This is a genomic window from Sphingomonas citricola (assembly GCF_019429535.1).
In the GTDB taxonomy this organism is placed as follows: Bacteria; Pseudomonadota; Alphaproteobacteria; order Sphingomonadales; family Sphingomonadaceae; genus Sphingomonas; species Sphingomonas citricola.
Genome location: NZ_JAHXZM010000002.1, coordinates 119,366 through 135,280, shown reverse-complemented (window position 1 = coordinate 135,280; position 15,915 = coordinate 119,366). Strand labels below are relative to the sequence as shown.

At 69.7% G+C, this 15,915-nt stretch carries 9 protein-coding genes; 5 read left to right on the top strand and 4 right to left on the bottom strand.

The genetic code is table 11. The features are described 5' to 3' along the window. The first annotated feature begins 1 nt into the window (after position 1). Complete coding sequence (locus KZ810_RS04515; protein ID WP_219767830.1) at positions 2–1,312, top strand: MFS transporter; 1,311 nt, start codon at positions 2–4, stop codon at positions 1,310–1,312. On the opposite strand, the gene KZ810_RS04510 is transcribed toward KZ810_RS04515, so the two are convergent. Further along, the gene (locus tag KZ810_RS04510) at positions 1,273–3,555 is read right to left on the bottom strand and encodes a glycoside hydrolase family 3 N-terminal domain-containing protein (protein ID WP_219767829.1); all 2,283 of its coding nucleotides are present in this window, start codon (positions 3,553–3,555) and stop codon (positions 1,273–1,275) included. The genes KZ810_RS04515 and KZ810_RS04510 overlap by 40 nt on opposite strands. 141 nt (positions 3,556–3,696) lie before the next feature. Here KZ810_RS04510 and KZ810_RS04505 point away from each other — a divergent pair, with 141 nt between their 5' ends. From KZ810_RS04505 to KZ810_RS04490, 4 genes are all read left to right on the top strand, one after another. Then, the gene (locus tag KZ810_RS04505; protein ID WP_219767828.1) at positions 3,697–4,746 is read left to right on the top strand and encodes a LacI family DNA-binding transcriptional regulator; all 1,050 of its coding nucleotides are present in this window, start codon (positions 3,697–3,699) and stop codon (positions 4,744–4,746) included. Continuing rightward, positions 4,743–7,838 (top strand): TonB-dependent receptor domain-containing protein, encoded by a 3,096-nt coding sequence (locus tag KZ810_RS04500; protein WP_258044437.1) that lies wholly within the window; start codon positions 4,743–4,745, stop codon positions 7,836–7,838. Before KZ810_RS04505 ends, KZ810_RS04500 begins: the two co-directional genes overlap by 4 nt. A 61-nt stretch (positions 7,839–7,899) precedes the next feature. Then, positions 7,900–9,321 carry a glucoamylase family protein gene (locus tag KZ810_RS04495; protein ID WP_219767827.1) on the top strand — a complete coding sequence of 474 codons (1,422 nt, stop codon included), beginning with the start codon at positions 7,900–7,902 and terminating at the stop codon, positions 9,319–9,321. Next, positions 9,309–12,392 carry a discoidin domain-containing protein gene (locus KZ810_RS04490; RefSeq protein ID WP_219767826.1) on the top strand — a complete coding sequence of 1,028 codons (3,084 nt, stop codon included), beginning with the start codon at positions 9,309–9,311 and terminating at the stop codon, positions 12,390–12,392. Before KZ810_RS04495 ends, KZ810_RS04490 begins: the two co-directional genes overlap by 13 nt. A gap of 84 nt (positions 12,393–12,476) precedes the next feature. On the opposite strand, the gene KZ810_RS04485 is transcribed toward KZ810_RS04490, so the two are convergent. The 3 genes from KZ810_RS04485 to KZ810_RS04475 are packed head-to-tail and all read right to left on the bottom strand — an operon-like array spanning position 12,477 to position 15,639. After that, positions 12,477–13,697 carry a dicarboxylate/amino acid:cation symporter gene (locus tag KZ810_RS04485; protein ID WP_219767825.1) on the bottom strand — a complete coding sequence of 407 codons (1,221 nt, stop codon included), beginning with the start codon at positions 13,695–13,697 and terminating at the stop codon, positions 12,477–12,479. Further along, a complete protein-coding gene (locus KZ810_RS04480) occupies positions 13,694–14,728 on the bottom strand; it encodes an LLM class flavin-dependent oxidoreductase (RefSeq protein WP_219767824.1) in 1,035 nt (344 codons plus the stop codon). The genes KZ810_RS04485 and KZ810_RS04480 overlap by 4 nt, the downstream gene beginning before the upstream one ends. Beyond that, positions 14,725–15,639 carry an ATP-grasp domain-containing protein gene (locus tag KZ810_RS04475; protein ID WP_219767823.1) on the bottom strand — a complete coding sequence of 305 codons (915 nt, stop codon included), beginning with the start codon at positions 15,637–15,639 and terminating at the stop codon, positions 14,725–14,727. The genes KZ810_RS04480 and KZ810_RS04475 overlap by 4 nt, the downstream gene beginning before the upstream one ends. Between the last annotated feature and the right edge of the window lie 276 nt (positions 15,640–15,915).

The window sequence follows — 15,915 nt, the reverse complement described above, 5'->3', positions numbered from 1 at the left end:
AGTGACCGGTGAGAAACAGCCCGACGGCCGCATCCTGGTGCTGTTCGGCGCGGGGGATTTCGCGTTCAATCTCTACTGGCAGGTGATCAGCCTCTACCTGCTGTTCTTCTACATCGATGCGCTGCATCTTGCCCCCGCGGTCGCAGGCACGATCTTCATGATCGGCACGATCTGGGACGGCGCGGCGGATTTCTGCGCGGGCGCGGTCGCCGAACGGACGCGGACGCCCTACCGCCGGCTGGTCGGCTGGGGCGCGCTGCCGCTCGGGCTCGGCTTCGCCGCGATGTTCGCGGTGCAGGCGGGCGCCGCGCTCGCGGCGCTGGCGACGCAGGTCACGTTCCGCACGCTCTACGCCTTTACCAACGTCCCCTACGCCGCCTGGACGACGCGGCTGACCGCATCGAGCCGCGCGCGTGCGACGATCGCGGGCTGGCGGATGGCATTCGGCGCGGCGGCGGGCGTGATCGTCGCCTGGTCGCTGCCGCTGCTGGTCGGCACGCTCGGCAGCTACGCGCGCGCCGCAGCGCTGCTCGCCCTGCTCGCGACGCCCCTGCTGCTCGTCATCGCCTGGCGCGTGCCCGAACGCCTGCCACCGACGCGGACGCGCCCGCCCGTTCCGATCGGACGCGCGCTCGGTCTGCTCGCGCGCAACCGCGCCTTCGTGATGGTGAATGCAGCGGTCGCGCTCGGCGGTGCCGCCGCGGCGCTGACGAGCCAGTCGGTGCTGTATTTCTTCCGCTACGTGCTGAACGACGCGGCGAGTGGTCCGCGCGCGCTGGCGGGCATGGCGCTGGTCAGCCTCGCCGCGGTGCCGGCGTGGACCGCACTCGCTCGCGCGCGCGGTGCGCGTGTCGCCTGGGCGAGCGCGGCGGTGGTGGCGCTGGCCCTACCTCTGATCCTCGCCGCCTGGGGTACGACCAGCGTCTCGACCGCCGTCTTCCTCCTCTCGATGCAGGCGGCGTTCGCGGGCGTTTGGCTCGCGGCATGGACGCTCCTGCCCGACGCGGTCGACTGGGGCGCGGCGCGCAGCGGCGAGCGGGTCGAGTCGCTCGCGTTCGGGACCTTCGCGCTGGTGCAGAAGGTCGCGCTCGCCGCGGCGGGCTTCGCGATCGGCGCGGTGTATCAGTTTGCCGGGTTTCGCAGCGGCGCACCGCAGCGCGACACCGCGGTGGCCGCAATCCGCTGGCTGATGCTCGCCGGCCCAGCGCTGCTGGTCGCGGCGATGCTGGCGGCAGTGATCGCCATCCCGCTGCGCCGCCACCCCGCCCCGCGTCAGGCGAGCGTGAACGTCCCCGACACGCCCTCCGCCTGAGCCGACGGCGCGATCCACAGCCGGAACGCGCCCGGCTCGACCACGCGCTGCATCCGCTGCCCGACGAACAGCAGGTCGTCGCGGCGCAGCGTGAAACGCACCACCTTCGCCTCGCCGGGGGCGAGCGTCACGCGCTCGAACGCCTTCAGCTCGCGCACCGGCCGCGTGATGCTGGCGGCGACGTCGTGGACGTAGAGCTGCACCACCTCCGTTGCCGCGCGGGTTCCGGTGTTGCGGATCGTCGCCGCCACGCCGAGCGGCGCCTCCGCCCCCATCCGCGCCGATCCGAGCTCGAGCGCCGAATATTCGATCGCGCCGTAGGTCAGCCCATGCCCGAACGGGAACAGCGCCTCGTTCGCATATTCGCGGTAATGCGCCTTGTATTCGGCGAGCGGCCCCGGCGGATTGGGGCGGCCGGTGCTCTTGTGGTCGTAATGATACGGCTCCTGCCCCGTTGCGTGCGGGAACGACACCGGCAACCGCGCCGAGGGCGAGACGCGCCCGAACAGCACGTCCGCGATCGCCGCACCGTCGCGCGACCCGAGGAACCAGGTGACGAGGATCGCCGACGCTCCCAGCACCGGGCCGGTCAGGGCCAGCGCGCGCCCGGTGCGCAGCAGCACGACAACGGGCTTCCCGGTCGCCGCGACCGCCTCGGTGAGCGCCATCTGCGCGGGCGGCACCACCACGTCGGCGCGCGACTGCGCCTCGCCCGACATGCGCTGGCTTTCGCCGATCGCGAGCACGACGACGTCGGCGGCGCGCGCCGCGGCGACCGCGGCGTCGATCCCGCCCGGCAACGCGTCGTCGACGCCGCTTCCCGCGGTCACGCTGATCGACGCGGCATCGCCGACAGCCGCGCGGACCCCCGCCTCGAGATCGATCGCCTCGGCATCGGTGCCATAGACGTTCCACGGCCCGATCAGATCGTGCCGCCCGCCCGCGAACGGTCCGATCAGCGCGATCTTCCTGCCCCCGGTCGGCAGCGGCAACACACCGTCGTTCTTGAGCATCACGACCGAGCGCGCGCCAGCCTCCTGCGCGAGCGCGAGCGTCGCGGGCATCCGCACGCGCGTCTTTTCGCGGCGGGGGTCGATGCGGCGGAACGGGTCGTCGAACAGGCCGAGCTGAGCCTTCAGCGCCAGCACGCGGCGCACCGCCTCGTCCAGCCGCGCCATCGGCACCTCGCCCTTGGCGACCAGATCGGGCAGATGCGTTATGTAGAACGCGCTCTGCATGCTCATGTCGACGCCCGCCATGAACGCGAGCCGCGTCGCCTCACGCGCGTCGGCGGCGAAACCGTGCGCGATCAGTTCCTCGTCGCCGGTGTAATCCGACACGACCAGCCCGTCGAAGCCCCATTCGCGCCGCAGCACGTCGGTCAGCAGCCATGAATTGGCGGTCGCGGGAATGCCCGCGATCTCGTTGAACGACGCCATCGCGGTCGGCGCCCCCGCGGCAAAGGCGGCCTGGAACGGCGGGAAATACACCTCGCGCAGCGTTCGCTCGGACACGTCGACGCTGTTGTAGTCGAGCCCCGCTTCCCCCGCGCCATAGGCTGCGAAATGCTTGGCGCACGCGGCGACCGCGTCGGGGGCGGCGAGCCCGCGCGTCCCCTGGAACCCACGCACGCGCGCCTCCGCCATCATGCGGCCGAGCAATACGTCCTCGCCCGCGCCCTCGACCCCCCTGCCCCAGCGCGCGTCGCGCGCGACGTCGACCATCGGGGCGAACGTCCAGTCGATCCCCGACGCAGCCGCCTCCATTCCCGCCGCGCGCGCGGTGCGGCGCGCCAGATCGGGATCGAAGCTCGCGGCTTCCGCCAGCGGCACGGGGAACACGGTGCGAAGCCCGTGGATCACGTCGGCGGCGAAGATCAGCGGAATCTTCACCCGCGCGTCGCGCATCGCGACGGTCTGCATCCGCTTCGCCATCACCGCGCCGTTGCCGTTAAAGACGCCGCCCAGCCGCCCCGCGCGCACCTGCGCCAACTGCTCGTCGAAACTCGACGCCGCGCCCGCGGGGTTGAGCGCGGTCGCCGCCCCGCCGGCCCAGGCCGCCGCCATCAGCGTCAACTGCCCCGCCTTCTCCTCCACGGTCATCTGCGCCAGCAATGCCTCGACCGGGGCCGGCAGCGCGGCCCCGCGCGTCTGTGCCATCAATGCCCGCGCCGGGCTTACCGCCCAGGCCGCAGCCGCGCCTGCGCCCATCAACATCGCGCGCCGCGAAACCGTCTTCGTCATCGTCTCTCCCCCTCGCACCGAGGCCGGCTCATGCCGGTTATGGCCACATAAACAAGGTTATTGAAAAGCGCTTGTGCGCGATGTAACCGGTTACATCAAGCGAAAGGCGGATCAGCCTCTCGTGACGGGAGGGGACGCGATTTGGCTGAGGCGCCGAAATCCAATGCGACGATCCGCGACGTGGCGCGCGCTGCCGGCGTATCGGTCGCGTCGGTGTCGCGCGCGCTGAACGGTCTGGCGACGATCCGCCCCGAACTGCGCCGGCAGATCGAGGACGTGGCCGCGCAACTCGGCTATGTCCCCCACGCCGGCGCACGGCACCTGAGCCTGTCGCGGTCGGGGACGATCGGCGTCGTCCTGCCCGACCTCCACGGCGAATTCTATTCCGAGCTGCTACGCGGCATGGACAATGAGGCGTCGGTGCGCGGCCTCCACCTGATGCTGATGGTGATGCACGGCGAAGCCGCGCGGGGTGTCACCGCGCTACAGACGATGCGCGGGCGCGTCGACGGGCTGGTCGTGATGGCCCCCCACGTCCCTGCCGGCGAATTGCTCGCGCATCTGCCCGCGGGGATGCCGGTCGTGCTGCTGAACGGGTCGGGTGCGGCGCCCGGCCGCGCGCGGCTGCGGCTCGACAATCACGCGGGCGCGCAGGCGCTGGTCGAACATCTGATCGCGAGCGGGCGGCGCGCGCTCGTCCACGTCACCGGGCCCGAGGGCAACGTCGACGCGGAGGAACGGCTGGCGGGTGCGCGCGCCGCCTGCGCGCGCGCCGCTCTCCCGCTGCGCGTCATCCGCGGCGACTTCACGCAAGGGTCGGGCGCGCGTGCTGCCGAGCAATTGCTGCGCGACGGTGACGGCGTCGACGCGATCTTCGCGGCCAACGACATGATGGCGATCGGCGCGATGATGCGGCTGCGCGGAGATGGCGTCCCGGTGCCTGAGCAGGTCGCGATCGCGGGGTTCGACGACATCCCGCTCGCGCAGTTGATCTCGCCGTCGCTCACCACCGCCAGCATCGACATCGCCGATTTCGGCGGCAGCGCGGTCGCGCGGCTCGCCCAGGTCATCGCTGGCAACGACGACGCCGCGCTCGAACAGCGCAGGCCCGTCCTCGTCGTGCGGCAATCCACCCGTTCCAACTCCAGCACAACGACCCCGGCCGACCGGGCAGACAGGGAAGAAGCATGAACAAGACGATGTTGCGCGCCGCCTTCGCGGCGGCGACCGCCCTCGCGGGCGGCGCGATGCTCGCGCCCGCATCCGTGAGCGCACAGGTGGGTCAGGCGTCCTTGCGCGGCACCATCACCGCGCCCGCCGACAATCCGGTGGTGGAGGTGACCGCGGTCGAGGTCGCGACCGGCATCCGCCGCAGCGTGCCGGCCGGACCCGACGGCAGTTACAATTTCGCGTCGCTGCGCGCGGGCACCTACCGGTTGGAGATCCGGCAGAAGACCGGCGTCCGCAACTCGGACACGTTCACCCTGCGCGTCGGCCAGACCGCGGGGCTCGACCTCGACCTGAGCACTGCCCCCGCCGCACCCGCCACGACAACCGAGCCCAAGGCAGGCGGCGCGACCGGGACCGAGCCCGCGGGCACGCCCTCGACCGGCGCGGAGACAGCGGGCGACGGCGACATCATCGTGACGGGCAGCCGCATCCGTTCGCTCTCGGGCGGACAGGTCGGCATCAACATCACCCCGCGGCTGATCGAGCAATTGCCGCAGAACAACCGCAACTTCCTCGCCTTCGCTGACCTGGCGCCCGGCGTCCGCTTCCTCGAGGATTCGAGCGGCAATTCGCGCATCCAGGGCGGCGCGCAGGACAGCCGCACCGTCAACGTGTTCATCGACGGCGTCAGTCAGAAGGATTACGTGCTGAAAAGCGGCATCACCGGCCAGGACAGCTCGCAGGGCAATCCGTTCCCGCAGCTCGCGATCGGTGAGTATCAGGTGCTGTCGTCGAATTACAAGGCGGAGTTCGACCAGGTCAGCTCGGTCGCGATCACCGCGATCACCAAGTCGGGCACCAACGAATTTCACGGTGAGGGCTTCTTCGACTATACCGACCAGAGCCTGCGCGATCGCCGCCCGAGCGAGATCTTCCCGACCACGATCGACAAGGTGCAGACCACGCAGAAGCAGTTCGGCGGCGCGCTCGGCGGGCCGATCATCAAGGACAAGATGCACTTCTTCGCGAGCTACGAGGGCAAGCGGCTCGACAACCCATATGACGTCCGCCCCAACAACGGGCTGTCGACCACGCTGCTGCCGTCGCAGTACCAAAACAATTTCGGCACCTTCTCGAACAGCTTCAAGGAAGACCTGTATTTCGGGAAAATCGACATCGTGCCGACCGATGCCGACCTGATCGAACTGTCGGGCAAGTACCGCGACGAGAGTGGGTTGCAGAACGGCACCGGCACGCTCGCGCCGTCGGGCGCGACGCTCAACAAGGTGCAGGACAAGCGCGGGCTGCTGCGCTGGCAGCACACCGCCGACAAGTGGATCAACGACGCGCGCGTCAGCTACGAGGATGCGTCGTGGAGCCCGCAGCCCGCGGTCAACGGCAATGCGACGCTGTTCCAGGCGACGCAGCGCTCGGTCGCCGCGGACGGCAGCGTATCGACGGTGCGCACCGACCTGCTCCAGTTCGGCGCGGGCACCAATTTCCAGAATAAGGGCCAGAAGGGCTGGACCGTCCAGGACGATTTCACCTGGACCGGGTTCGAGGGCCACACGATCAAGGTCGGGTTCAAGACCAAGTTCGTGAAGCTGCGCTCGCTCCAGCAGAACCTCACCAACCCGCTGTTCACCTATGACGTCAACGCGTTTAGCCAGACCGGCTTCAACGATACCCAGCCCTACCGCCTGCAATTCGGCGCGGTCGGCGCGTCGGGCGACGCGCTGATCCAGTCGAACAACTTCCAGCTCGGGCTTTACGCGCAGGACGACTGGGACGTGACCGACCGGCTGACGCTCAACCTCGGGCTGCGCTGGGATTACGAGCGTACGCCGAGCTACCTCGATTACGTCACCCCGGCGGAGATCGTGAACGCGGTGTCGGCGACCAACTACCCGAACCTCGCCGGCGCCAATTATTCGATCAACGACTACATCTCGACCGGGCGCGAGCGGAAGGCGTTCACCGGCGCGTTCCAGCCGCGGATCGGTTTCACCTACCGCTTCGACGAGGCTGGGCGCTTCTCGATGTTCGGTGGCTACGGCCGTTCCTACGACCGCAACCAGTTCGACTTCCTCCAGCAGGAGCTGAGCCAGGGCGCGTTCCAGACGCGGACGTTCAACTTCATCGGCAACGATTCACTCAATCCGTGCGATGCGGGCGCCAATCCCACGACCTGCATCCAGTGGAACCCCGCCTATCTGACCGCGGAGGGGCGCCAGTCGCTGCTGAACACCGCGGTCGGCGGCGGTCGCGAGCTGATCTTCATGAACAACGATCTGAAGGTGCCTTATTCGGATCAGTTCAGCCTCGGCCTGCGCGGACGCTTCGCCGCACTCGAGCTTGAAATCGGTTACACCCACATCAAGAGCCGCGACGGCTTCGCCTTCCTGCTCGGCAACCGCCGCCCCGACGGCTCGTTCTTCTTCAACGATCCCGCGAGCGCGACCGACGTGCCGCAGAACCCGTGGAGCTTCACCCCCAACGGCTACGGCAACCTGATCCTGGGCACCAACGGGCTCAAGACCAATTCGGACGCGGCTTATTTCAAGCTGACCAAGCCCTACACCGCCGCCTCGCCGTGGAGCATCGACGCGACCTACACCTACACGCAGGCGGAGGAGAACCGGCAGTTCGGCGAGGTTTATTCGCTCGATTACGAATCGCTCGACGATTATCCGACGCTGCGGTCCTCGGGCGTGCCGCGTCACCGCTTCGTCACCGCGGGCAGCGTCGACCTGCCGATCGGCGTCACGCTGTCGGGCAAGTTCCAGATCGAGTCGCCCGCCTATCAGAAGGCGTTCCTCGACCAGTCGCAGCCGTTCCAGCGCGTGATCATCGGAAGCACGACGCTCGGCAACGGCGACCTGTGGGGCCGCCGCCAGCTCGACCTCGCGGTGACGAAGTACATCCCGTTCGGCTTCGTCAACGACCAGGCGCGCGTGCGGCTGCGGCTGGACGTCATCAACGTGATGAACGACCGCAACTACGTCGATTTCGACAACAACCCGAACAGTGCGACCTTCCGTCAGCAGGTCGGCTACTCGGTCGGCGGCAACCCGCCGCGCACGGTGAAGCTGTCGGCGGGCTTCTCCTTCTGATGCCGGCGCGGGGCGGCGACGGATCGCCTGCCCCGCGCCCCTTGCCCGGACTGGAACCATCATGATCGATCGCAGGCAGGTGCTCGGCGCGGGCACGGTCGGCCTCGCCGCCATCGGCGCCGGACTACTGGACGGATGCGCGACGCCCGCGCGCAGCGACGGTGCGCGCGCCGACGTGCTGGTGCGCGACCTGCAGCAGCGGACGTTTCGCTATTTCTGGGACACGACCGATCCCGCGACCGGGCTCGCCCCCGATCGCTGGCCGACCCCCTCCTTCGCATCGATCGCCGCGGTCGGCTTCGCACTGACCGCCTACCCGATCGGCGTCGCGAACGGCTGGATCACGCGCGCCCAGGCACGCGACCGCACGCTCGCCACGCTGCGTTTCTTCGCAACCGCGCCGCAGGGCCCGGCGGCGAGCGGCACCGCCAGGCACCACGGCCTGTTCTACCATTTCCTCGACATGGCGAACGGCCACCGCTTCGGCCGCACCGAGCTCAGCACGATCGACACCGCGCTCCTGATGGGCGGCGTGCTGTTCGCACAGAGCTGGTTCGATCGCGAGGATGCGGCGGAGGCGGAAATCCGCCGCCTCGCCGAACAGCTCTATCGCGCGGTCGAGTGGACGTGGATCACGCCGCGCCAGCCCTTCCTGTCGATGGGCTGGCATCCTGAGAGCGGCTTCATCGCCAGCGACTGGAACATCTACAACGAAGGGCTGCTGCTCTACGTGCTCGCGCTCGGTTCGCCGACGCATGCGCTGCCGGCGGAGACGTGGACCGCGTGGACCGACCGGTTCGACGCGCAATGGGGCAACAAGTACGGCGGCGAGGCGCACCTGCAATTCCCGCCGCTGTTCATCCACCAGTACAGCCACTGCTTCATCGACTTCCGCGGCATACAGGACGCCTATATGGCGCGGCGCGGGAGCGATTATTTCGAGAACAGCCGCCGCGCGGTGCGCGCGCAACGCGCCTACGCGATCGCCAATCCGGGCGGCTGGGCGGGCTACGGCCCCGACATATGGGGCCTGACCGCGTGCGACGGGCCGGGCGACTTTACCCGCGACATCAGCGGGCGCCGGCGCGAATTCTTCAGCTATTCCGCGCGCGGTCCGGGCGACCGCGACGACGGCACGGTCGCGCCCACCGCCGCCGCCGCCTCGATCGCGTTCGAGCCGGACCTCGCCGCCCGCGCGATCGGCGCGATGCACGCGCGCTATGGCCGCGGCATCTACGCCCGCTACGGCTTCCTCGATTCGTTCAACCCGACGCTGACCGACGCGGCGGCGCCGCTCAAGCACGGCCGCGTCGTACCCGGCATCGGCTGGGTCGACGGCGACTATCTCGGGATCGATCAGGGACCGATCCTGATCGGGATCGAGAACCAGCGCAGCGGGCTCGTGTGGCAGACGCTGCGCCGCAATCCGCACATCCGCCGCGGGCTGGAACGCGCGGGCTTCACCGGGGGATGGCTGGCGTGATCGCACTCGCGCTGGCGCTCGCCGGGGCGACACCGGTCCGGGCGCTCGACACGTTCGACACCGTGGCCGCGTGGCAGGCGTCGGCATCGGACGGGGTTTCGTCGCGCGTGTCCGTCAACGACGGCGCGCTGCGGCTCAATTACGACTTCGCGCGGGTCGCGGGCTACGCGTTCGTGCGGCGTCCGCTGCCGATCAATTGGCCCGCCAATTTCGTGCTCACGCTGCGCGTCCGCGGCTCGGGCAGCGTCAACGACCTCCAGCTGAAGTTCACCGACGCGAGCGGCGACAACGTCTGGTGGGCACCCTATCCCAATCGCCGCCTGACGTCCGAGTGGCAGACGCTCACCATCCGCCCGCGCGACATCGCCTTCGCCTGGGGCCCGACAGCCGACAAGACGCTGCGCGCGACCGCGGCGGTTGAGATCGTCGTGGTGCGCGGGCGCGACGGCGGCGCGGGCTATGTCGAGGTCGACGACCTGCGGCTCCAGCCGCTCGCCCCGCCCGCCCCGCTGCGCGATCCCGTCGCCAGCGACCCGCGCGCGCTCGACGGACGCCGCGACACCGCCGCCGACCTTTCCCACCCGCTGGTGATCGACTTCGGCCAGCCGCGTGAGATCGGCGGGCTGACGCTCCACTGGGGATCGCGCTTCGCGCCCCGCTACCGGATCGAGGCGTCTGACGACCGCCGCCGCTGGCAGACGATCCGCGTCGTCGATCAGGGCGACGGCGGCGACGATCCGCTGCCGCTCCCCGGCAGCGAGGTCCGCTACCTGCGGATCACGGCGGAGCGCGGCGGCGCGCTCGCCGAGGTCGCGGTGATGTTACGCGACTGGGCGGCCACCCCGAACGCGACGATCGCCGCGCTCGCCAAAACTATGCCGCGCGGTCGCTACCCGCGCGGGTTCACCGAACAAAGCTACTGGACGCTGGTCGCGAGCGACGGCGGCGCGGTGTCGGGGCTGATCGGCGAGGATGGTGCGATCGAGGTCGCGAAGGGCGGCTTCTCGATCGAACCGTTCGTGATCGACGGCGCACGCACGATCGGCTGGGCCGACGTCCGCGCGACGCAGCGGCTGGAGGACGGTTACCTGCCGCTGCCGCACGTCGGCTGGGTCGGCGACGGCTGGACGCTCGACACTGCGCTGGTCGCGGATCAGGCGACGCCGCGACTGCTCGCGCGCTACCGCCTGACCAACACCGGCACCGCCCCGCGCACGCTGACGCTCGCGCTCGCGGTGCGGCCGTTCCAGGTCAATCCGCCCGCGCAGTTCCTCAGCCAGCAGGGCGGCGTCAGCCCGATCGAGCGGATCGCGTGGGACGGCCGCCGCCTGTCGGTGACGAGCGCCCCCGCGATCGCGGGCGATCCGTCGATCACCCGGCACGTGATCCCGCTTACCCGCCCCGACGCGGTCGCGGCGCGCCCGTTCGATCAGGGCGCGCTGGCGACGCCCGCCGCCTCGACCGGTTCGGCCGCCGTCACCGATCCCGCCGCGCTCGCCAGCGCGACGATGCGCTGGACGGTGACGCTCGCGCCCGGCGCCAGCGCCGACGTTCCGCTCGGCATCGACCCGCTCGGCAACAACACCCCCGGCACCGGCGACCTCGCGCCAGCGGGCGTGGCCGGTTTCGACGCCGCGGTCGCCGGCACCGCGGCCTATTGGCGCGATGCGCTGAACAGCGTCTCGGTCAGCGTGCCCCCCGCCAAGCAGGCGATCGCCGACACGATCCGCACCGCGCTCGCGCACGTGTTGATGAGCCGCGACGGTGCTGCGTTCAAACCCGGCACGCGCTCGTACGACCGCAGCTGGATCCGCGACGGCGCGATGATGGGGGACACGCTCCTGCGGCTCGGGCGGACGCAGCCGGTGCGCGAATTCGCCAACTGGTACGGGACGAAGCTGTTCGACAACGGCAAGGTGCCATGCTGCGTCGACGCGCGTGGGCCCGATCCGGTGCCCGAGAACGACAGCCAGGGCGAGTATATCCACCTCGTCACGCAGCTCTATCGCTACACCGGCGACCGCGTCGCGCTCGCGCGCGACTGGCCACGCCTCGACGCCGCCCGCCGCTACATGGACGCGCAGCGCCGGTCCGAGCGGACGCCCGTGAACCTGACCCCCGCCACGCGGATGCGCTACGGCCTCCTCCCACCCTCGATCAGCCACGAGGCCTATTCCGCCAAACCGCAGTACAGTTTGTGGGACAACTTCTGGGCCCTCACCGGCTACAACGACGCCGCTGATGCCGCGCGCGTTCTCGGCAAGTCCGAGGCAAAGGAGATCGTTGCCGAACACGATCAATTCGCGGCTGACATTCACGCCGCGATCACCGCGTCGGTCAAATATTGGAAGATCGACTTTATCCCCGGTGCGACGAGCCTGGGTGATTTCGACGCCACCTCGACGACGATCGCGCTCGACCCCGCCGGCCAGCAGGACCGGCTTGATCCGCAACTGCTGCGCCGCACCTTCGTGCGGCAGTACGAGCGCGTGATGGCGCGCGGCGCGCCCGGCGCCGCCTGGGCCGACTATACGCCCTACGAGCTACGCAACGTGTCCGCGCTGGTGCGGCTGGGCGAACCGCGCCGGGCGAACGACCTGCTCGACGCCTATATGGCCGACCGTCGCCCGGCGGCGTGGAACGGCTGGGCCGAGGTGGTCGGGCACGACCCGCGCGAGGTCCGCTTCATCGGCGACATGCCCCACGCCTGGGTCGCATCCGACTTCATCCGCTCCGCGCTCGACCTCTTCGCCTTCGAGGATGTCGGCAACGATCGCCTGGTGCTCGCAGCCGGCCTGACACCAGAGTGGCTGCACGGACCGGGCGTCCGCGTCCAGGGGCTCGGGACGCGTTGGGGAACACTGAACCTGGTCGCGCGGGCCGATCAGCAAGGCCTGCACCTGAGCGTATCGGGGAAGGCCGCGCCGCCCAAAGGCTTCGCGCTCCGCTGGCCACTCGACGGCGCACCGGGGATCGCCACGGTCGATGGTCGCGTCGTACGCCCGTCGGGCGATGTGCTCTACCTGCCGACCATGCCGGCCGCGATCACGTGGCGATCCGCGACACGATAGGAACGACGTCCGCACTCGTCGCGACGACCCCTGCCCCACCGCCGGAACGACGAAACACGTTGTAGCGGCAGGCTGATCGCCTCCTCAGACCGCGGGCGCATCCTCGTCGCCGGCCGGCGACGTCAGCAGCGTGGTCACGGCGACGTCGGCGGTCACGTTCGCCGCCGTCGCGAACATGTCCGGGATCGTGTCGACCGCGAGGAACAGGGGCAGCAACTCGACCGGCACGCCCACCGCGAGCGCCACCGGCGCATAGGCGGCGAAGAAGCTTATCTGATTGGGAAGTCCCGCAATCACCAGATTGTTGAGCACGGCCAGCATCGCCACCAGAACCAGTTGCCCCGCACCGAGCTCGATCCCGTTCAATCGCGCGAGCGCCAGCGTGACGAGCGTGATGGCGCACGGCGCGCTGATGCGGAACAATGCCACCGCGAGCGGCAGGATCGTGCCCGCCGCCTGCTCGGGCAGCGCCAATGTCCGCACCGCCTGCAGCATCGCGGGCAGCGAGGCGAGCGAGGACTGCGTACTGAACGCGACCGATTGCGCGGGCAGCACCGCGCGCACGAACGCGCGCAGCGGCGTGCGCGAGGCGAGTGCGACGAGAAGCAGGAACACCCCCAGCAGCGTCACGCCCGCGATCACCCGCGCCGCGACGTACCAGGCCAGCAGCGCGCCGACCGCGAACCCGCTGCGCGCCGCGACGTCGAACGACAGCGCGAACACGCCGATCGGCGCGGCGAGCAACACCCAGCCGATGATCACTAACAGCGGGTCGAGCAGGTTTCGGAAGAACCCCGTCATCGCCTTGGCGCGCGCGGGCTCGATCCGGCGCAGCGCCAGCGCGAACAGCAGCGCGAAGATGACGATCGGCACGATCGCCCCGGCCGCGGCGGAGGCGATCGGATTGACCGGCACCAACGCGCGCAGCGTATCGGCGAGCGGGGGCAGCGCCGGCAGCTTCTCGCCACCGATGCGGAGCCCCGACGCGTCTGGGATCGTCCAGCCCCTGAACATCGTAGTGCCCAGCACCACCCCGAGCAGCGCCGAGCCGAACAGGAAAATCACGAATGCGCCGATCGCCCGCCGCGCGAGCCCCCCGGTCGCCCCCGCGTCGCCGCCGCTACCCAGCCCGGTGACCACCAACGCGAAGACGAGCGGGACGATCGGCATCCGAAGCGCGTCGAGCCACAGCCCACCGATCACCTGCATCGTCGGCAGGACGACGGTGCGTGGCCCGGCAAGATAACCCGCCCCCAATCCGACGATCAGCGCCGACAGGATGCGCGCGGCAGGAGGCACCCTCACGCGGGCGCCTGCGCTGTCTCCACGTTCATCACCTGCGCCGCGAACCGCTCCATCTCCTCTTCCTGCGGGCTCATCTGGAGCAGCAGCAGGTCGAGCCCCGCAGCCTCATATTCGGCGATCCGTTCGCGCAATTGCTCGGGTGTTCCGACCAGATTTGGCCGCAGGCCGCGGTTCGACACCGAATATTCCTGCAGCTTCAGCTCGCGTTCGAGCTGCGTGCCAGACAGCCACTGGTCGAAATTGGCGTAGCCCGCGGGCAGTTCGGTGACGGTGGTGATGCGATCCAGCTCGCGCTTCGCCTCCGCCTCGCTGTCGCGCACGATCGCGTAGGCGGCCATGCCGAAGGTCATCGGCGCGCCTCCTGCCCGCGTACGGCGCGCGCGCATGTCGTCGATCTTGGGAGCGATCGCCGCCACCGGGTCGCCGTGCATGACATAGGCGTCGCACTGCGTCGCGATCATCGTCTTCGCCGCGTCGCTTTCGCCACCGGCGTAGATCGTCGGATGGCTGAACGGCTTGGGCGCGCAGATCGCGTTGTCGGTCGTGTAGAATCGACCGTCGTAGCTGAAACGGTCCTCGCGCCACAGGCCGCCGACGACGTCCAGCCACTCGGACGTGCGCGCGTAGCGGTCGTCGTGCTGATCAAACTGCAGGCCGTATTGACGTGCCTCGTCGGCCCACCAGCTCGATACGACGTTGAGCGACAGCCGTCCGCGCGCGATCCGGTCGATGTTCGCCGCGGCTTTCGCGAACAGTGCCGGATGATGGAAGTTGGGGCGTACCGCCACCATCAGCTCGATCCGCTCGGTCACCGCGGCGATCGCCGCAGCGGTCGACCATGCATCGAGTGCGGGTTGCTCGACGCCCTTGATGTCGTTGAGATTGAGCTCGGCGATCAGCGTCAGATCATAGCCCCAGCGCTCGGATGACTGCGCCAGCCGCTTGGCATAATCCCACGTCGCCTCCATCCCCTCGTCGGGCACGTTGCGCAGCCAGCCGCCAAAGACGGGCATCCAGTAACCGTACCTCATGCGCGCGCCTCCGCGATGCGTTGTTCGAGCCAGTCGACCAATCGCTCGTGCGGGTCCCATCCCAGCACCGAGAGCGGGTCGGCGACGAAATTGGACAAGGCGTTGACGTCGTAGAAGCGCGGCGTCCCATCGCGGTCGTCGATCAGCACCTCGACCCCGCCGACGTCGATCCCCGCCGCCGCGACGATCGCCACCGCACCCGCGATCAACGCCGCGTCGGGTTGAACCGCCTTCATCGTGATCGTCGGCCGTCCGGGCAGCGCGCACGCGTCTGCCGGGCACAAATCGAAGCTGCCGCCGCCGTCGACCTCCAACGCGTAGAGGAAACGACCCGCCAGCGTCTCGATCCGCGTGATCGTGCCGCCACGCGCGGGCACATATTCCTGCACCAGCAGGACGCGATCGATGCTGTCCGGCACCTGCCCCGCGGCGACCGCGGCGGCGAGCGCGCCCGGATCGTCGTAGCGCACGATCCCCGCCCCCGACCCGCCGATGTTCGCCTTGACCACGATCGGGAACCGCAACTCGCCCGCCGCCGCCGCCAGGTCGGCCGCGCGGTGGACGACGCGCGTCGCCGGGATCGACAGCCCGCGCCGTGCGATCAGCGCCAATTGCCGCGCCTTCGACGCGTCGAGCGTCAGCGCAGGCGCGCCGTTCAATACCCTTGCCCCCTGCGCCTCCCACTGCGCCAGCGCGGCCGAGGCGAAGAAGATCGGATGCTCGGGCGCGCGCAGGAAGCTCGACATCGCGATCCGGTTGAAGATCACGCGCGCGGGCGGCTCGGTCGCGGCGGGGTCGACGATAAGCCCGTCGGCATGGATGGCACGGTAATCGACACCGCGTCGGTCGAGCGCGGCGAACAACGGCGCGAACCACTGCGGATGTTCGTACAGGATAGCGAGATCGGTCATATCGCCGAGCTAGCGCACTATTCGCAGAGGTGAGCGAAGTTTCGCTTGGCCCGCTGACAGGCGAACTTGTCAGCGCAAGCGTCCGCCCCCGAACCGGTTGTCATGGTCGATCGTCGCGTTCGAAAGGCCGGCTTGTCGCCGATCAAGCAATTGTTGCAACTCCCATCAGGCAAGTAGGATATCGTTGCGGGGAGGGAGATCACCGTACCCATGCCTGTCGGCCAATCTGAAACACGCGATCGCCTGCTGCGCCGGCAACGCCCGTCGCGCGGGCCG

Excerpts from the sequence above, each read along its gene's own strand:
- KZ810_RS04490 (WP_219767826.1), top strand. The coding sequence starts at position 9,309 with ATGGCTGGCGTGATCGCACTCGCGCTGGCGCTCGCCGGGGCGACACCG.
- KZ810_RS04495 (WP_219767827.1), top strand. The coding sequence starts at position 7,900 with ATGATCGATCGCAGGCAGGTGCTCGGCGCGGGCACGGTCGGCCTCGCC.
- KZ810_RS04510 (WP_219767829.1), bottom strand. The coding sequence starts at position 3,555 with ATGACGAAGACGGTTTCGCGGCGCGCGATGTTGATGGGCGCAGGCGCG.
- KZ810_RS04480 (WP_219767824.1), bottom strand. The coding sequence starts at position 14,728 with ATGAGGTACGGTTACTGGATGCCCGTCTTTGGCGGCTGGCTGCGCAAC.
- KZ810_RS04500 (WP_258044437.1), top strand. The coding sequence starts at position 4,743 with ATGAACAAGACGATGTTGCGCGCCGCCTTCGCGGCGGCGACCGCCCTC.
- KZ810_RS04475 (WP_219767823.1), bottom strand. The coding sequence starts at position 15,639 with ATGACCGATCTCGCTATCCTGTACGAACATCCGCAGTGGTTCGCGCCG.